General features: G+C 42.6%; 18 protein-coding genes and 2 pseudogenes. 5 read left to right on the forward strand and 15 right to left on the reverse strand.

The window, feature by feature from the left end; genetic code table 11:
- Positions 1 to 4 precede the first annotated feature (4 nt).
- Together ACTQ53_RS07440 and ACTQ53_RS07445 are read left to right on the forward strand one after the other, a co-directional pair.
- The gene (locus ACTQ53_RS07440; protein ID WP_441932600.1) at positions 5 to 472 is read left to right on the forward strand and encodes a DUF3990 domain-containing protein; all 468 of its coding nucleotides are present in this window, start codon (positions 5 to 7) and stop codon (positions 470 to 472) included.
- Positions 473 to 477: 5 nt separating this feature from the next.
- A complete protein-coding gene (locus tag ACTQ53_RS07445) occupies positions 478 to 708 on the forward strand; it encodes a DUF3791 domain-containing protein (RefSeq protein ID WP_294972631.1) in 231 nt (76 codons plus the stop codon).
- A gap of 73 nt (positions 709 to 781) precedes the next feature.
- On the opposite strand, the gene ACTQ53_RS07450 is transcribed toward ACTQ53_RS07445, so the two are convergent.
- The 12 genes from ACTQ53_RS07450 to ACTQ53_RS07505 form a co-directional block, all read right to left on the reverse strand.
- The gene (locus ACTQ53_RS07450) at positions 782 to 1003 is read right to left on the reverse strand and encodes a DUF4248 domain-containing protein (RefSeq protein ID WP_294972634.1); all 222 of its coding nucleotides are present in this window, start codon (positions 1001 to 1003) and stop codon (positions 782 to 784) included.
- A gap of 48 nt (positions 1004 to 1051) precedes the next feature.
- Entirely contained in the window at positions 1052 to 2035 is a 984-nt protein-coding gene (locus ACTQ53_RS07455; protein ID WP_441932601.1) for a CHC2 zinc finger domain-containing protein, read from the reverse strand.
- A gap of 27 nt (positions 2036 to 2062) precedes the next feature.
- Positions 2063 to 3403, reverse strand: coding sequence for a hypothetical protein (locus tag ACTQ53_RS07460; RefSeq protein ID WP_441932602.1), 1341 nt, complete (start codon positions 3401 to 3403; stop codon positions 2063 to 2065).
- Between the two features lie 252 nt (positions 3404 to 3655).
- Entirely contained in the window at positions 3656 to 4039 is a 384-nt protein-coding gene (locus ACTQ53_RS07465) for a hypothetical protein (RefSeq protein ID WP_441932603.1), read from the reverse strand.
- Positions 4040 to 4544: 505 nt separating this feature from the next.
- Positions 4545 to 6092 carry a hypothetical protein gene (locus ACTQ53_RS07470; protein WP_441932604.1) on the reverse strand — a complete coding sequence of 516 codons (1548 nt, stop codon included), beginning with the start codon at positions 6090 to 6092 and terminating at the stop codon, positions 4545 to 4547.
- Positions 6079 to 7245 (reverse strand): S24 family peptidase, encoded by a 1167-nt coding sequence (locus tag ACTQ53_RS07475; RefSeq protein WP_294761049.1) that lies wholly within the window; start codon positions 7243 to 7245, stop codon positions 6079 to 6081. The genes ACTQ53_RS07470 and ACTQ53_RS07475 overlap by 14 nt, the downstream gene beginning before the upstream one ends.
- Before the next feature lie 2 nt (positions 7246 to 7247).
- A complete protein-coding gene (locus ACTQ53_RS07480; protein ID WP_441932605.1) occupies positions 7248 to 8225 on the reverse strand; it encodes a hypothetical protein in 978 nt (325 codons plus the stop codon).
- The gene (locus ACTQ53_RS07485; RefSeq protein WP_441932606.1) at positions 8200 to 9705 is read right to left on the reverse strand and encodes a DEAD/DEAH box helicase; all 1506 of its coding nucleotides are present in this window, start codon (positions 9703 to 9705) and stop codon (positions 8200 to 8202) included. Before ACTQ53_RS07485 ends, ACTQ53_RS07480 begins: the two co-directional genes overlap by 26 nt.
- A complete protein-coding gene (locus ACTQ53_RS07490; protein ID WP_441932607.1) occupies positions 9702 to 10115 on the reverse strand; it encodes a hypothetical protein in 414 nt (137 codons plus the stop codon). The genes ACTQ53_RS07485 and ACTQ53_RS07490 overlap by 4 nt, the downstream gene beginning before the upstream one ends.
- Position 10116: 1 nt before the next feature.
- On the reverse strand, positions 10117 to 11139 hold the full coding sequence (locus ACTQ53_RS07495; protein WP_441932608.1) for a hypothetical protein: 1023 nt from the start codon (positions 11137 to 11139) through the stop codon (positions 10117 to 10119).
- The gene (locus tag ACTQ53_RS07500; RefSeq protein ID WP_294761062.1) at positions 11136 to 12494 is read right to left on the reverse strand and encodes a hypothetical protein; all 1359 of its coding nucleotides are present in this window, start codon (positions 12492 to 12494) and stop codon (positions 11136 to 11138) included. Before ACTQ53_RS07500 ends, ACTQ53_RS07495 begins: the two co-directional genes overlap by 4 nt.
- 411 nt (positions 12495 to 12905) lie before the next feature.
- A complete protein-coding gene (locus tag ACTQ53_RS07505) occupies positions 12906 to 14672 on the reverse strand; it encodes an AAA family ATPase (protein ID WP_441932609.1) in 1767 nt (588 codons plus the stop codon).
- A gap of 229 nt (positions 14673 to 14901) precedes the next feature.
- Here ACTQ53_RS07505 and ACTQ53_RS07510 point away from each other — a divergent pair.
- A pseudogene (locus tag ACTQ53_RS07510) lies at positions 14902 to 15072 on the forward strand (MBL fold metallo-hydrolase); the annotation flags it as partial.
- 502 nt (positions 15073 to 15574) lie between these two features.
- On the forward strand, positions 15575 to 16456 hold the full coding sequence (locus tag ACTQ53_RS07515) for an Rpn family recombination-promoting nuclease/putative transposase (RefSeq protein ID WP_441932610.1): 882 nt from the start codon (positions 15575 to 15577) through the stop codon (positions 16454 to 16456).
- A 155-nt stretch (positions 16457 to 16611) separates the two neighbouring features.
- Here ACTQ53_RS07515 and ACTQ53_RS07520 read toward each other — a convergent pair whose 3' ends face one another.
- On the reverse strand, positions 16612 to 16902 hold the full coding sequence (locus tag ACTQ53_RS07520) for a PD-(D/E)XK nuclease domain-containing protein (protein WP_441932611.1): 291 nt from the start codon (positions 16900 to 16902) through the stop codon (positions 16612 to 16614).
- On the opposite strand from ACTQ53_RS07520, the pseudogene ACTQ53_RS07525 reads away from it, so the two are divergent.
- A pseudogene (locus ACTQ53_RS07525) lies at positions 16901 to 17098 on the forward strand (MBL fold metallo-hydrolase); the annotation flags it as partial. The gene ACTQ53_RS07520 and the pseudogene ACTQ53_RS07525 overlap by 2 nt on opposite strands.
- A gap of 264 nt (positions 17099 to 17362) precedes the next feature.
- On the opposite strand, the gene cydB reads toward ACTQ53_RS07525, so the two are convergent.
- Positions 17363 to 18499 carry a cytochrome d ubiquinol oxidase subunit II gene (gene cydB, locus ACTQ53_RS07530; protein ID WP_441932612.1) on the reverse strand — a complete coding sequence of 379 codons (1137 nt, stop codon included), beginning with the start codon at positions 18497 to 18499 and terminating at the stop codon, positions 17363 to 17365.
- A gap of 87 nt (positions 18500 to 18586) precedes the next feature.
- Positions 18587 to 20122: a cytochrome ubiquinol oxidase subunit I gene (locus ACTQ53_RS07535; RefSeq protein WP_441932620.1), complete on the reverse strand. Its 1536-nt coding sequence runs from the start codon at positions 20120 to 20122 to the stop codon at positions 18587 to 18589.

Genomic DNA, 20122 nt, shown 5'->3' on the forward strand with positions numbered 1-20122 from the left:
ATACATGAAAATAGAATATCCAGAAATCAGTAAAGGGCGTACTAAAGTTGATTTCGGGCAAGGGTTCTATTTAACTGGCATTAAGTCGCAAGCTGAAAAATGGTCTAAGGTTATTGCTATCAGAAAAGGACCTGCCTTTCGGCCAATCGTCAATATGTTTGAATTGAACGAAGATTTGTTTAACTTGTCGGATTTCCGTATCAAAAGGTTCAAAGAATACAATATAGAGTGGCTTCAATATGTTGTGGATTGTAGAAGAGGAGGTAATTTGCAAAAACAATATGACCTGGTAGAGGGTGGTGTAGCCAATGATAATGTAATCGACACAGTAGAAGATTTCGAAAATGGCAGAATTACTGCGGAACAGGCATTGGGACAGTTGGTGTATAAGCAAGTGAACCATCAAATTTGTATTCGTAATCAGCAAATTATCGACAAATACCTTCAATTCGTCTCATCCTATCAAATTTAGAAATTATGAGAGACTCTGTACTTTGGCGTAAACAAAGCCGTATCGTGATGTTGCTGGCAAAGGAGAAGAATATTACTCCAGAACAAGCTCTTGATATCTATTATTCTTCAAGAACCGCTCAGCTGTTGTCTGATCCTAATACAGGGTTGCAACTCATGAGCGATCAATATGTGCTTGAAGACCTTCTAAAAGAGCTGGAGGAAAGAGAAGTATCTGCAGCTTCCGGAATATCATAAATGAGCTCCAAACGCCAGTAACCAATTGGCTGGCGCTTGGGGCTTACTTATACTAAACTATCAACTCTAAACCTTATCCTGGTTCCCCCAGGTAATCTATGATAGCCTTCACCTGCTTGGGCGTAAAAGCCTTGCTCAGTTTGTGATAGCCCATTGCCAGGAGCTCCTCCCATAGCGGGTCGCATTGGTGGATCCATGCCATCAGATGGTTGACGGCTGTGCGTGGATTACTCTCGGGAAAGTACATCAGGGCAAGTTCCTTCTTGGTGTACGTACGAATGATAAATTCTTCCATATTCATCTTGTTTTAAAAATTGATAAACTCTATCTTTTTTCTTAAACTCTATTTTTTCTCTTTCAGATAATACTCGCTGAAATCCTTGCATCCTGGGGGCAGCTGGTGGTGCACCAGCGAGGGCAGAATCTCCTTGAGTTGCAGGAAGAGGCTTTCGCCCGGCGCATCCCTGTCGGGAAACATGTGCCATTCTATCTTGAGCTGCGAGCCGATTTCCGCCAGCCATTTCTTGTCGTCGGGGTTCAGCATCGTGGCAGAAGGAATGGCAATCGCCTTGTGTCCGGCAGAGAGCATTGCCCAGCAGTCGCTGCATCCCTCGGTGATGAAGAGCTGTTCGCCCGGCGCCATCCCCCTCACGATAGGCAGATTGTAGATGGAGCATTTTGCACCATAGGGAAAGCGGAATCGGGGAGTTGATTCCCCTTTCTTGTAATCCAGGTTCCTGTTCTGAATCCCAATCAGCTTCCCCTCCGTGCTGAAGTATGGAATCTGCAGCCAGTTTACGCCCTTCTTATCCGTCCAGGAAGTCAATCTGCACCATGCAGCCACTCTCTCATCAATCTTCCTCTCCTCGAAGAGAAACCTTTTGGCCACCAGGTTGAGCCAGGGATGCTCGAAGAATCTCGCATACCTGCTCGCATCAAAGGAGGAGGATTTTCCCGAAGAAGAACCTCCCGAATTATCTTCCGGGGAAGAACCACCGGATGAAGAGGCTCCGGGGGAAGAAGATGAGGAAGAAGCTTTTCTCTTCCTATCCTCTTCCAGTTGAACCTGATGTTCCTCCGCGAGCCATCGGCAAGCCGAGAGGAAATCCTTCCCCAGGTATTTCATCACCAGGTCGATGGTGCCCACGGAATTACCCATGCAGACATAGCAGCGACAGCTGTTCCTCCTCGTGTTGAACGAGAGGCTGGCATGGTGGTCGTCATGAAAGGGGCAGAGTGCCTTGTGCCGATCCACCTTTATCCCCATCTGTTCCGCAACCTTCTCTATCGGAAGGTCGCGCAGCTTTTGAATCTCATATTTTTCCATTCATCTTTTCTCTTTATAGAATTATGTTTATTTCTTCTCCTTCGCTTCCGGCGTGCCCGTAAGATACTCCTGCGTCTTGGTATAGAGCCCCGTCTGGTTGCTGTAGGTGATGAATTTTCGGTATACCCACTTGTAAAGTTGGTTTTTCGTGCCCTCCTTTGTCTTTCCCTGCGATATGCGGAGCGCTTCCAGTTGTGCCTCGTTAAATGAATTAGGCAGGTCGTCAAGTAAGTTCTTCGGACCTCTTCGCTGTGCCTCGCTCACAGAGTCGGCATCCTGATTCAATAAATCGGCAAAGAGTTTCGCCTTACTCCACATGTCGTGATACACCAGCCACTCCACCAGTTCGCCCATCGACTTCGTCCACGTCTGGTTGTTCAGCACCCAGAGCAGGCACCCCGCCTTCCATGCCGACACGATAGAGCGCTTCGAGATGTCCCAAAAAACATCGTCGTCTGTCAGGTCGGCAAGCGTAGCCATATCCTGAGCCAGTTGGTCTGTGAGTTTGTTCAGCGGTTTGATGATGAATCTGCCCTTGCAGATGCTGAGCTTCACCAGATATTCGTCGAGTTTTTTATAGAATACCTCATCATATTTTCCCTGTCTCGGAATTCTGCCGTCACGTCCCATTCTCGCCTTATACGAGAACACCATTCGTCCGAAGGTACCGTTGAAGAGTTCATTCTTATAGAATTTGCGGGCAGCATACGGAGTGGATGAGATGGTGAGGTTGGCACGAAGCACAGGATTGCCCGTCACGCCATCGGCAGTAGCTCTTAATGCTCCTGAGCGCTGGCGGTCGTAGATGTTGCGCAGCATCTGCGAAATCTGCTTATGCCCGCCGCACATCCTGTCCGCCATCTCCACTTCGGGCAGATTCAGGTACTGCGTTCTCTCGCCCAATTTCTCGCATCCCATGGCGTTCAGAATAAAGGCGGCATTGGTTACATCGGCAGGTGGAAACCAGAAACTCACGTCGGGTCTTACAGGCTTTTCCTTGTTGGCCGACTTGGATTTTATCTGTTTCTGCCATTCCACGAGCTTCTCCAATTCCTTCTCATCGTGTTCTCGGAAGTTTCGGCAGATGGCTTCCACTAAGTTTCCCAATTGACCTTTATTGCAGCCCGAATCTGCAACGAGATTGGCCATCATGCCACATGATTCCTTCCAACTGTGGTCGGGATACTGAAATTCCGTGCCGCTTACCTGCGCTCCAAGAATAGGGAAGAGCATAGGAACAAGGGGTTCGTGCATGTCTTTTGATACCTGAGAGAGCAAAAGTTGCACACATTCGGTGCCTTTTCCCAGTTTTGGCATCTTCGGAGCGGTGCTTTTTGTGATGTCGTATTTCAATTTTGTCTTGTTCATTTTTCGATAATGTGTTGATAATGAGCTTTCTAGAGGAAGTGGGGATTTGGAAAATCTTCCAATTCCAGTTCTTCCAATTAATTTTTTGAGGGTTGGCTACCAGTTCTTTCTTTATATAACTATCTATATATTAATTAGTTATAGAATCTATTAAAAGGGGTTTTGTCTTGTAATACCCTTTTTGGAATATTGGAAGAACTGGAATATTGGAAGATTCGGGTTCTTCCTCTAAAAAGCCCTAGATCCTTTGGTTTATCTCTTCAACTGATACTCCACGATGGCATCTTTGGCCATAATTGCCTCGGCAGCAATTGTCTCGCTGATGTTCACACCCTCATCGCAGTAAACCTTCAGGGTGAGCTGAATGGCACCATCCTTGGTCTTCGACACACGACCGTGCGCCAGCTTCTTGATCAGCAGCGACTGCGTCTTGAGCTGCGGCTTCGGAACGAATTCGAAGGAGCCGTCGCTCAACTGCTGTGCAACGCCGAGACGGTGGAAGCGTGGCATACTGCCCACCACGGGATTATCGGGTGCAAACAGAAAATAATGAGTATCATCGCAGTAAGCCATGCCGCTCTTCTGAGTGTGCTGGCAGTTCATCAACTTGTGGATGTCATTAAAATTCTTTTTCATAACCTTAGTGAATTTAAGAGCAAAGAAAGCGAGAAACGTAGCGCTACTTACCTCCGGAGATTCCTTACTCACTCCACTCGGTTAATAATTAAAAACTAATTCAAGTAATCTCGAATCAATAAAACTGATTGTGAGTTGTCCGTTCTCACTCTTCTGACTCTGTACAGCGAAGGTCTCTCCCTGCTGCACCACGCGCATCAATTTTGTATGTATAATCTTAATAAAGCAAGACCTAACCTTCCTTTAAGGTTCTTTAGTTTGTGGCTCCGATCTTGCTGAAAGCTGATGCAAAGTTAAGGCAAAAAATCGTGTAAGTGCAAAAATAATCGTTTTAAATCGTTGAAATTCAGTGTTTTCGGAATCGTTAGGAATCAATCGGAATCAATCGGAATAAAATCAAGGATTCAATCGGAACCTGAAAAACGCAAAAGCGGCAACAACTATCCTTTTGTCGGATAATCATTGCCGCTTTCTATAGCGTATTTAGTTTTCAAGAAACAACAAATTATAGTTCTTCTGTTGTCATTGCTTTGTAGATTTTTTCCCCGATTTTTTTATCTTTCTTATTCTTCCAAAGAAGGTAGTCTGGAAGATTTGAAGAAACATGTTCTTTATTTCTTTCCCATGTTCTCAGTTTCTTATTCATTCCATCTGACATATTTTCTATAGCCTTATCATCGCTATACTTCAGTACCCCAATTCCAATCAAGGCACGGATAAAATCAATACACTTCGTTCCAGAGCGAATTGCTTCTACGTCTATGGAAATAGCCATTAGCATAGCCACCTGTACATTGGCTGTCAGATTAATCACAGAAGCCGCTTTCACTATTTGCTTTCTTGAATTCATCACAGCTTTATTGGTTAAAGTAAATGTTGGCTCCATTACTTTAACTATGGCTTCTGTACAATTTTGTGGAATGACTGCATTATCAGAAGTAACTTCTATATTGTCTGTTGTTTCCATCGTAAACCATTCATCAGGATAATTTATTTCCAGCCAATATTTTTTGCATTCTCCCATGAGTATATCGTTGATAATAGCAATTTTATCAAGAGTGAAAAAGAAATCTCGTTCTTCTTTTTCTGTGAAATCATTTCGGTGGCGCATGAAATAATGTGCAACATGCTTGATCCCATCTTTATATTCCATCCATTGTATCCAATGTTTACCGAGATTTGTTTCACTGAATTTTTGGATAAGATTGTTGCGTTCTTTTTGCATTTCTACAAAATTTAACGGCGAAGGATATTCTTCCAGCATTAATTTTATTTCGGGCAACGATTCCTCATACGACATAAATAAACGGAAGAGAAAAGCCTTTAACTCACTTCCGTTTGGACAATCATTGCTTTTAGGAAGTACTGCTATCAATTCATGAAGTTCGCGATTAAAATCAGGAATCTGATTTCCCAGGATAATATCAATGATAGTAGAAATACTCTCATCGGCTTGATTATACTTGAATGACAAACCATCTTCTAGTTCTTCAAGATGCTCAAAATCTTCTGTATAATGATTAAACTCTTCTTCTGTCATCATCTCCTTTAGTAAGGCATAATCAGTTGAGTTTTCAAGGACTTCTCTAATGCTTTGCCAATTTATCGCCTTTTGTGTAAAACGAATATTTTCATTTAGCAGATATTGAAAATAGTCAATATTCATACAACGAGGACAAATGTATGAAATTAGTTGACGATCATTTCTGACTTTTACTTTAAGAGTCCATATTTTTCTGATAAATATATACAGTGAAGGGATTATGTCGATGCTTTCATTTTGAGAGTAAAACCAGGCTTCCAGTGTTTTGAGTTGTCTCAAATCCTCTTCTGCTACAGCTAAAAGCTTTTCTTCGTAGCCATCCTCCTCTGTTACAAAGCATTTGCAATGACAAAATGTTTCATACTTCTGTTCATAAGTCCGAATTTCGTTAGTCTCAAATCCGAAATGAGCATAACAAGCATCACAGAACTCCTTCCAATATGCGTGGTGGAGTTCTGCGATACTAAAGATCTTTAATAGTGGTTGGGAAAGTGGTTTAAAATTGTTCATGAGCGTGAATTACTTTAATTAGTTTTCCTACAATTCGAGGATTATCGGTTGCTGAAAGAACTATGTCTTGAAACTTGGGATTTAGGGAATGCAAAATAACATTGTTGTCTTCTGCGTATTCTTGAAACAAAGTTGGTTTATAATGAAACTCTTTGATGACATGTTGACAGAAAAGGTTGTTGCTTTCTATAAGCATAATTGCACCATTCTCATATGCATTCGTATAAGAGAAAATACAAAGGTCACCATCATGAATGAGAGGCTCCATTGATGAACCTTCTGCGTGTACCACGAACATATCTTTTGTTGGTGTAATGTTGCACTTTTTTACATTTACCCATCCTTCTATCTCATTTGTGTCATCATGATTAAATGCACCACAAGCTGCACGGATGGAGTATAGAGGCAGATAGGATTTAAACTGAGAAGATTTACCAACATCAAGTTTGATGACTAGTTTTTGCTCAGGCTTACTTTCTGGTTCAAAGAAAATTCTGTGCATAGGCACCTTCTCTATTTCACATTGTTTGAGAATGACGTTGAAAAAATGCATACAACTAGAACTTCTTCTTTTTTGAGTACTTTCTGATAGCCCAGGCATAAAGAAACGAATGTTTACATCATGCTTAGTTGCTTCTGCAAGAACAATGTGGAAGAATGGATTCCTAAGTAGCGTACGTGCTGATAGGTATTGACGCATTTCTGCGTCAATTTTGGGATAAATGCGACCTAAGCAAGTAAGAAACCATTTTTTTCCGCTACATTGAGTAAGTCCATGAAAAGAAGCTCCTTTTACATGATTCTCGCCAAATTTGAAATAGGCTCCATCCTTACGCTCTTTTCCATCTGTAAACAATTGAACGCCTAATTGGGCACAATCCATTCCTGGATCGTTATAATCATTCAGTATGTTACATATTCCTAGAGTAGCTGCATTATAATTGCTTATCTGAGGGATTTCAGATGGAACAATTGGCTTTACGCAATATCTAGATGCAACATAGTCTATGAATTGTGAATATGGAGTAGCCACTATTGACAGAACATAGTTTTCTACCTCCTCTTCAGGAAAAGAGTAGTCAAAGTCGAACATGGCCTCATTGACTGTGCTTTCGTAATCTTTATCAAAAAAAGCTTCTATCTGTTTATCCATACTTATTGTTCTGTAAACAGTTTACCTAATCTTGTTATTATTTTCTGCATTTCGAATTTAAACTCATCGTTGTCGTCCATCAACTTAATGATAAATTCCTTATCTTTTAATTGCTCTCTGAACTTTTCTGCAGTATTGATAGCATGCTTAATCTTGTCCTGCTCTGATACTTTTGCAACTGCAGTATCGAGTGATTCCGTGCCTTGTAAATAAGCAAATAGAGCCTCATTAGCTTCTTTATTGTCTGCAGATGCTAATTTGGCAATTTTTCTTAAGTCTGATGCATTATCTATATTGCCATTTTTAATTTTTTGGCAAAGATTATCTATCAGGTTTAATCCTGGTATCTTGGCATTTTTCTCTGGAATACTTTTGTTCTTAAGCATTTCAAAATAATAACTCCATTTTGATTGCTCTGTATCTTCATTTGACATCATGGTTTCATACACCTTTACATACAATCTCGCTTTTGCTGGTGTCAAACCGCATTCCTTGCAGATTGCTTCTATTGGCTTTTTAGATTTTTGCAGATGTCTAAAAAGATAACCAGCCTGCTCAAATGGAGTCCACTCTGTTACTCCATTAATGTGAATAGAGCCAATAAGTGCGAACACTAAGTCATCTGAAATGTCGTCAGGAAGTACGTTGCAGCGTATTTTTGCCCATGTTAACTTATCAGAACGACAGAGTAAACGGTAAGCGGCAAGGCGACTATTGCCCTCAATAACAACATTCTTTCTTACAAATATTGGATGAGTTAGACCACCGTTAGCTTTGATAGAACTGCGAAGTTCCTTTACGTTGGCGCACTTTTGAATCATAATGTCTTCAATCTCTTTCTGAGTTGGCTCCTCGCCACCGGTATGCATTCTTAAAATAGAATACACACGAGGATTTTCTTCCCAAAAAAGGAGATCGTCAACCTTCAATTCTTTTTCCTTGAACTCAATGAGCTCATTTTGAATTTTTATCTTTCCCATTTACTATGTTATTTTCTAAATTTAATATTTCTCTAACCATATCGCCAAAGCTGTAATCTGCAACATCTTGATATTCGCAGAGCGTGATGTCTCCTTGAGCCAAGAATGCTGCATTTTGTTTGGCTTTGAGTAGTTTGTCAATCCACACGTCAATACTTTCACTGATGAGTAAATTGTAGATGTTACATTGCTTTTTTTGTGAAATTCTATGAATGCGATCTTGTGCCTGAAGATAATCATCAAGATTAAACCCTCTATCATAGAAAATGCAGTTGTTTGCTACTGTCAATGTCAGCCCCTCTTTAGCAGATTGAGGTGTCGCAAAGAGAATTTTTGCTTCACCATGTTTAAAGCAATCTACAGAGCGACCCCTATCTTCTACTGCCATTTTGCCGGTAATTTTAACAGCGCAATATTGCTTATATTTACGACAGAATATATCTATATTTTCTGTAAAGCAAGACCAAACTATAACCTTCTCATTTCTTTGCATGATGTCGTGGATTAAGTCATCTAGAATCTGCTCTTTGCCTGAAATGCTATCATAACGGTCATCCAGTAATCGTGGGTTTGAAGCAACTTGAACTAGTCTCAGTAACCTTTTAAGCGAGTCTTGTGACTCGTCAAGAATAGAGATGTCTCCACGATGAATTGTTGTTGTCATCTCTTTTCGTACCTCTTCATACATTCGGCGCTGTTCATCCTCAAAGTCTGTATAGCACGTGATGTATTTTTTTGATGGAAGTGAAATGATTCCACTATTTTTGGTTTCTCGAACAGAAAACGTTTTTATTTTCTCAAAGATGTGCGAAACACAATCTTCAAATTGAGTACGCTTTTTATCATTATGACCTAGCGAATTAGAAAGATTTGTATCCGCCTTGAATGCACTAAAGTCTGTTCCTAAACTTTCGCCTTTATCTAAGAAGAAAATTTGCGCCCAAAGATCGTAAGGGCGATTGGCAACAGGTGTTCCTGTCATGATGACTCGTATCTTAAAAAGGGATGCTAAGGTGAAAAAGTCTTGAGTAAGCTTAGACTCCGGATTTTTTATTTTAGTTGATTCATCAATAATGATTGCAACATTCCTAGTCTTAAGAAAAAGAGCCATTCTTTCATTTTCTCCTGATACAGTTTCGAAGTTAGTGATGACCACTTCTGCGCGGCTATTAAAGACAAAGAAGTTTGCTCGTTTATTGTTGTCTAGTACTTTGGGATGCAAATTGGTGTGTATTCCAAATTCTTCAACCCAATTCTTGACTAGAGTTTTCTTTGTGACAATCAACACCGTATCAATCTCACGGTTTTTCAACCAATAAAGCAAAAGGTCTATGGCAATCTTTGTTTTGCCAAGTCCTTGTTCATGAAATATGGCTGCATAGTCTTTGTCCTTGATCTCATTAAAGGCCTCGTGCTGATAAGGAAACGCCTCAAGTTTAGCACTATAGTCGTAATGATTTTTTTGTACGAGTTTTTTCATTTTAGCACTTCTCCTTTTTTAAATGGATCTACAGTATGGAATGTAATTCCTGGAACATCATTTCGTTTTCTGAAACGACGGATAAAGTTTCGGATACTAGGGTAGGCTGCCATAGACCCCGACATTACAATGTGGCGCTTTTTATCGTATACTCTTGCCTCTTTAACGTAGGATGCAAATTGCGCAAGCGTGTGATTGTTGTTAATGTCATTGTCTGTTTTGGCTTCTCCTATGATAATCAAAGAAGGTGTATTCACATAAATATCTGCCCTAAAGCCGTCGATAGATTTTGGGGGAAGCATAGATGCATCTCCTAAATCTGCAGCAATTTGGCTGTCTGATACACCAAATTCTCGTTTGATGTAATCAATTGCATTTTGGACGTATTCTTTATGTGCTAGTGACTCCATCTTAATTCTCGAATCTACGAATATTATCTATCATTTCTTGAAGCATGTCTGACAAGGCCCAAATTGCATCACGTTTCTTTGCACAAGACTGCTCTGTGGCCAAAGCTTTGACCTCGCTGAACTTCATGCCGTCAAAACGGGCAATCAATTCATTGCAAAGTACTTCGTAAGGAACCTTATCTAAATCCTTAGGTGCTTTAGCTGTGTTCTCAACAGCCAAAACCTTTTCGGCTTCTGTCAGATTTTTCTTCAAGAACATAGTCTTGGCTTTGTCACATTTTAAAACATCTGGTAACTTACGAACACTAAGGGCTTTGTCAATGTTAGCCTCTGCTACCCATTCAGCATAGTCAACTATCGTATAACCTGCATTAGCGACAGCATTCTTGATTCTTGGATTTTGATACTCCATGAATTTTGAGAACTCACGTGTTTCAAAATCTAAATCATTACTTTCTATGTATTCCTTGTAGGCACCCTGCATGCATTTGTAGGCCTCAATCGACTTAGTAATTTCATTGCTGTTTCCGCCACAAAGTGAAATGATCTGTGACATTGGAAGATATTCTACTTCACTGAGTTGAAAGAGATATTTAGCCTTTGAATATGGATCCCAATCACGTGGGCCTACCAAATGTGACTGAAGACGAATGGAATGGATTTCGTATTCTGTCATTTGCTCATAGAGCAATGCTGGTATTTTTGCCCATGTTCCATCTGGGTTTGATTCGTTGAATTCCTTATAAATTTGTAAACGAGTATTTCCCTCAATAACAACCATCTCGTCTTTTGAGGTATGATTAACTACAATAGGGTGTATGATACCCTTGCTTACGCGAATTGATTCGCGGAGTGTACGATAAGAGGTTGTTGCATCACCAGTACCAGAGTCTGATAAGGCTAGTGAAATTTGTTCGCTAGTTGGTTCGCCCACATAGTTCTCTAGGAACTGCTTAATTCTTGGGTTCTGACTATCCAGCTTTATTTGCAGGATGTCAAGAGTTGTAAATTTTGGCGCATTCATAACTTTCTATTTTTGAACGTATCTTTTAAATCCTCAAATCTGAGATCATAATATTTTTTTGCAATTTCAGGGTGTTCCTCTTCAAACTCAATCATAGCACGATAGCATGCACAGAATGTGGGCTTGGGCGTGAATCCTTTAGGAAATTTCAACCTGCTAGAAAATTTGCCATTCTTTATAGGTTGTTGTATGCCCTGATGATATTCCTCGTTTCGGATGCAAAATTGACGGAAGCTCATTTTCTTAAAGAAACTAGGCTGATTACACCATCGTGCCAACTGAGTATAAAGAATTTTGTATTGACTTTTCTTGTAATCCTCAAAACGCATAATGTATGGTAGACAACCATATTCCATAAGTATTTTAATACGCCAAAAAGCTCCTTCAATGTCTTGATAATCTAAACCATCAAAGGCAACAAGAACATAAAGTTTCGTTTCCTTTGTGACGTATTTCTTCCAAATTTCTAATCCTCTGATCGTTTGCTCAACCTGTTTCCACTCATGAGCATCGTCTTTACGATAGTGATCAAAAGCGAAGATATAATCTCCGTAATACTTAACACCAGCAAAGAGCTTCGCTTTTTCCTCTGTCATTAAGCGAATATCCATGCCCTGCCTAAATTGAAAAGGCTTTCCTGTAGCCTGCAAATCTTCCATTACTTTTTTGAATACTTTTGCAGGCGCAGCCATGATGTTATCATCCCATAGGTAAATTCTAGGTCGTTTGGGGTCCATGAATTCAGATACGGGAGACCAAGGGACAACTTTCTTCAATTCTCGATTCACGCAGAATGCACATTGTCGGATGCAGCCACGAGTTGTAAAACCTATTGAATAGCTAACGTAATCATCAAACCTTCGCTTTATTAGTTTAGGATCTCCACCTGTTTGTTTTTGTATGTACTCATCGTATAAAGTATAGTCGGGTTGGTGATGTTCAACTTCATGGGGAAGATTTGGTAATTGTTTTACATCATCGTCAAATTCTGCAAGGAATCCCGTTCCTCCGTAAAAAATGAAATGATTTTTTATAAGAAAATCAATCTCTTTTGGGCGTTTGGTGAATTTGAAAACCTGAGCTAAACAAAGCACGTCGTAATCGCAGCTATCAGGGAAGAATGGAAGTTGAATGTCCAATTCATTGTAGTCACAGATGAGGCGTACCTCATGCCCAAGTGATTTGCAGTATCCTGCTATTTTTTCAAGCGCAAGATTCGGATGGCGTGTTCCATGATCAAGTAGATCCGCATCAATGATACCCACTTTTAGCCGTTTTCCTAGGGTCTTTAAAACTTTAGGGTTGAAGCCTCTATTTTCGGCAAGTACACGTAGCATTCGTTTCTGTTGTTTCATTACATTTGTTTTTAATATGGTCTATATTTCACAAAATAACCTTTTGCAGAAGTTTAAATATTGTGTTGTTTCAGACCTTTATATATTATAACGCAGTTAATATGCGTATTTTGACTACAAAGTTACAAAATAATTGTGAAAGATCAACAATATATTAAGATTATTAACATAAAAATATGGCAAGATGTGTAATATTCCTCTGATATATCTGTTTTTTCTTCGATATATTTATGATGCTACTCAATAAGGATGGCTTCCAGACCATAGAAATTCCAGAAGATAATGAAGCAAATATTGCCGTTGTCGGCATCTTGAAATACATTATCCGTTAACGATAAAAGGGCAAAAGCATTATCCTATCTATCGGGTAAATGCTTTTGCCCTTTCTCTCTGTATGTCTTTTATTTCATTTTATTCCACTTCCTCGCACATTGCCATTTCTGTTCCCCGGTAAATCACAACGAGCTGATGAAGCTTCGTGGTCTTCACGGATTCGCGCACGATGTCGCTATCGGCGTAGCGCCTTATCTGGGCAGAAGCTTCCTCGAAGAGATGGTTCAGCTGCTCATCGCTGGTGCCCGACTTGCAATATTTCAGTTCCACGATGTAGGAATCTTCCAGGTCCTTATAAATGTCGCAAAGGGGCAGCAGGAAGATGTCGGCATAACCGCCGTCGTTGTCGAGTTCTGAGATAGGACGGTAGAACTTGCATTGGCTCGCCATCGCCAGAGTGAAACCATGAACGTAGGCTTCGCCCTTCTGCTTGTCGCGCTGGGAGGAGAAGCGCTTCAGACAATCGGCTATGTAGGCAAAGTAGGGCTTGAATGCGCCTTCGTAAGCCAACTTGCTCTCCAGCTGGGTCTTGTCGTATTGCTCAAAGGTGAGGTCGTCCTCCTTGTAGGTATCCAGCAGATAGGTGTACATCTGGTCGCGCACCACCTCGTTGGGAACCACGAAGCGGGTGTTGCCCTGGTAGGTACCGTCTATCGTTACCATGCCGAAATAGAAGAGCAGGCTCAGGAAATTGTCGGGATCGTTGATGCGCTCGGCTGGGAAATTCTCCATCAGGGTTCCCGTGGTGAATCCCTTGGTCACGATATCCTGTATGATGCTGGCATCGTGGGCAAACTCCCTGTCGTGGCGGATGAGCATGCGTATCTTGTCGTAGTCGATGCGGATGTTGGTTTCCACCAGCTTCTTCGGAATATCATAGTTGTTGCGGATGTAATTATCTACAAAGTAGAGCACCATCACGGAGTTGTACATGGTTGTGTTGCCGTACTTTTCTTCTGAGAAGCAATAATTGTCGTACCATGGCTTCATCACTTCTATCAGCTCATCCACGCTGTGGCGGAATGGCAGCACGCTGGCGTAATAGGCCAGCATCTGGCGCACTTCCTCCTCGGTGAATCCCACCATTTCGTTGAACTCCGGGGATAGGGAATAGTTGGTGCCGATGTTGAAACCGCTGGTCAGATCGTCCATTGTTACTGGACTTACTCCTGTAACGAAAACTCTGCCCAGTGAATCTCCGGCGGCTCCCTTGATTGTGTCGAAGAAATGTCGCAGATATCCCTCGCCGTGAGTCTGTTCGCGGTATCGGGTTTCATGCTCCTTGTGGGCAAGAATCTGATTGGTAAAGTGGTCGTATTCATCGATGAAGAGATAGATTTTCTGTCCCGTCTTGCTGCATTGGGCGCAGAGGTAGTTCAATTGATTGATGGCATCTTCCTGTTCATTAAGCCCTTGCTTGGTGTCTGACGGAAGGAGGTGGGAATAAATATCTGCGAAATAATTGAATTGTGTATCGCAATAATCGTTGAGGCCTTTCTTGTAATCATCAAGTCCACCCACAACTATAGCAAAATTCAGATGCAGGATGAGATAGCTGTTGCGTTCAGGGGTAGGATTCTCTCCGATGTAAAGCTTGCTGAAGAGGCTTTCAAACTTATCCTTCTTGTTGATGTCGTAATAGTTTTCGAGCATGGAGAGGGTAAGGCTCTTGCCGAAACGGCGAGGGCGAATGAAGAAGAAATACATGTTAGATTCTTCTATTTTCTCTATGAATGGGGTCTTGTCAACATAGTAACAATCTCTTTCCATTACATCCTCAAAGTTCTGCATTCCGTAAGGGATGCGCTTGCGATAGATTCGCTTTTGTCTTTCTATTTTTGCCATAATCGAAACCAACTTTTTGTTTTTATGCCGCAAAGTTAAGATTATTATTTGGAATAAGCAAAGTTTTAGGGGCTTTTTCTTGGTGGTTCATCAGAAAATGAGTAGTTTTGTGGGCGTGAATCTTCTCTGTAATAAGGGAATAAAATCTTCCTGATGATGAGGAAATCTATTCCTGATGGGGGAGATTGAGATAAAACAAAATATGAATCATAACGAAAATAGCGAAAAGATGAATCAAATTACGATGCTCGGAACGGGAAATGCTACGGTTTCCCAGATTTATAATACCTGTTTTGTGCTCAAGACTTCCAGCACTCTGATGCTGGTGGATGCGGGCGGAGGAAACGGAATACTGGCGCAGCTGAAGAAGGTGATCAAGACCATCATCGACATGATTCTTGCCAAGAAGCAACTGGCTAAGGTGGCTGAAAGGGTGGTTTCTGTTCTCTTTTGGGTACACGAACTCCGGTGGTCTTAAATCAACCTCACCAAGAGTCTTGCCCTTTGCTCCTTCAAGTAGAGTATAGACTTGTTCTTTCGTAAACTTTCTATCTTCTGATACAGCCATCAGCTAAGTTTTTTAATTGTTTCCATGCGTTTCTTGCACATGTTGACCGAAGTCAATATGCAAAGGTACTAAAACTTTCATAAACTTGGCGTCTGATCACGATCTTTAACTCTAATCTTTAGAAAAAAACTGATCTTTTGGCAGGCTGTTTTTATCTCCTTAATGAAATAAGGTATACATCTGGCTGCGCACAGCCTCATTGGTAATTTCAAATCGGTACCATAAATTCATCTGCCAAGGTCGGGGTTCTGAAAGAAAATCCTATAATTTCTTGGCAGTTTCAATAAAAATGCGTATCTTCGCAGCAGATTTATAGAATCTAAAATAATTAATTATGGGTAGATACATCAACCCTTTTACCGATTGGGGCTTCAAGCGTCTCTTCGGTCAAGAGTTCGGCAAGGACTTGCTGATTAATTTTTTGAACGACTTGTTTGAAGGCGAGTTTCAAATCAAGGACGTAACATTCAAGGATAAGGAACAGCTTGGAGATTCTAATGATCTCCGTGGCTGCATCTTTGATATCTATTGTGTAACCGACGATGGCAAGCATTTCATCGTTGAGATGCAGAACAGATGGGTACCTTTCTTTGTGAATCGTTCCATCTATTATGCTAGTAAGGCTTTTGTCGCCCAGCGCAAGAGGTTTGATGAAGCAGGTGAGCGCACTCCTGTTTTATACCAGTTTGTGCCGGTGTATGTGGTTTGCATCATGAATTTTATGCCAAGGGAGCATGAGGTGACAAAGTTTAGGACAGACGTTGCTTTGAGGGAGAAGTCTAGCGACTCAATGTTTTCTGACAAGCTTCGTTTCATCTATCTTTCTCTTCCCTTCTTTGATAAGAGTGAGGAAGAATGCGAGACTGGTTTTGAAAAATGGATTTATGTATTGAAATATATGGAAGTATTGGAAAGATTGCCTTTTACGGCACAGAAGAAGATATTCAATCATCTTGCTAAATTGGCTGATGTTCGTTGCTTGAGTAGAGAGGAGCAGGAAAAATACGATGAAAGTATTAAGGCTGTTGATGATTACTACTCCGGCCTTTATGGCTCTTATGTTGAAGGAGAGGAAAAGGGAATTGCTAAAGGTAGAGCGGAAGGTGAACTGTCTAAAAGTTTAACAATAGCCCGTAACCTATTGGCAATGGGTATGACTTTGCCTCAGATTATGAAGGCTACAGGATTGAATGAAGAGCAGTTGAAGCAGCTTTAGGAGTTGTTCCGGAAGATAATGAAACCAAGATTGCTACCATCGGCATTTTGAAATACATTATCTGCTAAAGATAAAAGGGCAAAAGCATTACCTTGTCAATATATGGTATGATGCTTTTGCCCTTTCTTTCTGTATGTCTTTTATTCCACTACCTTTTATTCCACTTCCTTCCAATCTATCAGTCCCTTGCCCTGTTCGTCCAGTTCCACGGCCAGGGCTACCACTTTGCGCTTGTCGGCCTGGAATGGTTCGGCGTATTGCTTCGCCTTAATCTGAGCTTCGGCTGCTGAAATGCCGCCGTTGTTGGAAAGTTTTAACTCCATAACATAGATGTAGCGGGTTACCTCTACCACCATGTCGATTCTGCCCGTAGAAATCATCTTTTCTACTTCCACGCGGCAACCGATGGCGTTGAAAATCGTGCTCAGAATCAGGCGGTAACGCAAGCCTTATGAGAAATGCCACAGTACGGCGCTTGATGCCGGAAAACTGGCGGAGGAACTGGGCGTGAAGAATCTTATCCTATATCATACGGAGGAGAAAACGCTGGCTAATCGTAAAGAAAATTATACCCGTGAAGCTGCCGAGAACTTCAAGGGTAGAATCTTCGTTCCGGATGATTTGGAAGTGATAGAGCTGTAGGATTTTCTTTGTCCCACAGATTTCGCAGATTTGCACAGATTTTGGACTTGTTCGGTCTTTGGATAAAAAGCACGCAGATTTCGCAGATGACGCAGATTTTTTTGTTGGAGATTTGTGTTTCTTTGTCCCACAGATTTCACAGATTTACGCAGATTTTTTTGTTTGGATATTTGGGAAATTTTCCTTTCGATTATGGCAAGAAAGAATCTGTGTAAATCTGTGGAATCTGTGGGACTTTTGAAGAGGCTTACTTTTTCGCCTTTTTTAATACGCTTCTCCCTGCTCTATTTCTTCCTGCGTGATGCGCTTGCGGTCGATGGCACGCCAGGCGAAGACGATGTAGGCTAGGACGAACGGGATGAGGAGGGAGGCTATCGCCATGGTGCGGAGCGTGAACTCGCTGCTGCAACTGTTGGCGAGGGTGAGCGAACTCTGAAGGTCGATGTTCGACGGATAGTAGGCGGTATTGTTCCAGCCGGCTATCAGCAGCAGAACCAGCACGGTGAGCACGGTTCCGATGCCCGTAAACCAGATTCCCTTTCTATACTGCACGCTCCTCGATGACTTGAAAATGCCGAAGAGAACGAGTACTACACCTATTAATAATATTACAATCAAGATTGGCATCTCCAGAAGATTGTGAAGATACTTCATGCTCTCAATCGTAATGCTGGAAGAAGAAGTGCTGAATCCATCCTTTATCATTAATCTGATGAGGAATGGCAGGAAGAACAATAGGAAGAGCAGGGCATTCCATGGCAACTGGCGGGTGCAGCGCTCCTGAATCTGCTGGTGTTCGATGTTGTTCTTGATGTAGAGCATGCCCAGGATGCGGGCTAGCATCAGTACGGCAAGTCCCAGTACCACATTCCATGGGTCGAGCAGGGCATCAAGACCATGACTGGCGTTTGCCCAACGGCTGATGACGGGTTGCAGACTGTTGGTAATATTCCCCTTGTCTATCAGGAAATTGCTGCCGTTGAAGAAGGTGGCTACGGCGCCGCCAAGAAGCAGCGGACCCACGATGCCGTTGATAATGAGGCAAATCTGAAAGGTCTTCGGTCCAAGAAAATTACCTATCTTGTTCTGGAATTCATAGCTCACGGCTTGAATCACAAACGAGAACAGGATGATCATCCACAGCCAGTAGGCTCCGCCGAAACTGGTGCTGTAGAACAGCGGGAATGAGGCGAAGAAGGCTCCGCCGAAGGTGACGAGCGTGGTGAAGGTGAACTCCCATTTTCGTCCCGTAGAGTTGATGATGAGGCGACGCTCCTCTTCCGTTTTTCCCAAACAGAATATCAAGGTGTTGGCTCCCTGTACAAACATGAGAAACACCAGCAGGGCTCCCAATAATGATACGAGGAACCACCAGTATGATTGCAAAAATTCGTATGTCATAATACTTTCGGGTTTTGTTGTTTACTGAAAAACTATCCTATGATTCTTTTCGAAATCTTTCTGAAAAACCATTGATTATCAGAGAGATTAATCGTATTCCGGTCCTTTCTTGATCTGCTTCACCAGGATGCTGATTTCTACGGCAAGCATGGTGGTGAAGAGTGCCAGGAAGATGAAGAAGGTGGTGGCCACGCTGCCTGCCTCGATGTCGGAGATGGCGGCACTTACTGGCAGCAGGTCTTGGATGGTCCAAGGCTGGCGACCGATTTCTGCTACTATCCAGCCCGATTCTGAGGCGATGTAAGCCAGCGGAATCATGATGATGGCGGAAATGAGGAACCATCGGTATTGGGCGATTTCCTTCTTATAAACCAAGAAGAGGCTGAGGGCGAAGAAGAGGATGAGCAGGCAGCCTACTCCCACCATCAGGCGGAAGGCGTAGAAGCAGATCGGGATGCTCGGCACCAGTTCCCTGGCGTCCTTGATGTAACCATATCCGAAGTATTTCATGTTCTCCCTGAGGATAGGGAGCTGGTCTTTCGCCTGGGTTTCGCGATAGGTTTTCAGGGCAACAATCGCCTTCTTGCCCCGGGCTATCTTTTCCTGAACGGATGGTTCCCGGGTGCCATCCTCGTGGGTGTAACCCTTGAGAATATCGTTTACGCCTGGCACGTAGCCATCGGCTGTGCGGGTGGCTAAGAACGAGAGCATGTTGGGGATGGCGATGCGCATGGCTGGCTCCTGCTCGTTTTCGTAATCGGGCTGCTTGAATGGGTGAACGGCTGCAATCGCCGTAAGGCTTTCGCCGTTTCCGCCATTATATAAGGCTTCCATCGCAGCCAGTTTCATCGGCTGCACCTGTGCCACCCGATAGGCGGAGTTGTCGCCGGTCATCGCAGCCAGCAGGGTAGCGATGAGTCCTACTCCGGCACCCATCTTGATGCTCGCCTTGGCAAGTTGGGTTTCTCTTTTCTTCAGGAGATACCAGCAGCTTACGGCTACAACGAAGGTGGCGCCGATGATCCAGGAGGAGGTAACGGTATGGGTAAACTTGTTGATGGCGAATGGCGAGAGTGCCACATCCATAAACGAAGTCATCTCGAAGCGCATGGTGTCGGGATTAAATTCCTGTCCTACTGGATATTGCATCCAGGCGTTGGCTACGAGAATCCACCAGGCAGAAATGGTGGCTCCAAGTCCCGTGAGCCAGGTAGAGGCAAGGTGGAAGCCCCGGCTCACCTTATCCCAGCCGAAGAACATTACGGCTACGAAGGTGCTCTCCATGAAGAATGCCAGGATGCCTTCGATGGCTAGGGGAGCGCCGAATACGTCGCCCACGAACCAGGAGTAGTTGCTCCAGTTGGTTCCGAATTCAAACTCCAGGATGATTCCCGTGGCAACACCCATGGCGAAGTTGACGCCAAAGAGTTTTTGCCAGAAACGGGTTACGTGCTTCCAGAACGGTTTGTTGGTGCGGTAGTAGCATGTTTCGGCGATGCCCATGATTACTGCCAGTCCCAGGGTGAGCGGCACGAACAGCCAATGGTAGATGGCCGTGAGTGCGAATTGCGCCCTCGACCAGTCGATGGTGGCTGATGTAATGTCTAACAATAGATTTGTCAT

The organism is Prevotella sp. Sow4_E9_plate (assembly GCF_052116205.1).
In the GTDB taxonomy this organism is placed as follows: domain Bacteria; phylum Bacteroidota; class Bacteroidia; order Bacteroidales; family Bacteroidaceae; genus Prevotella.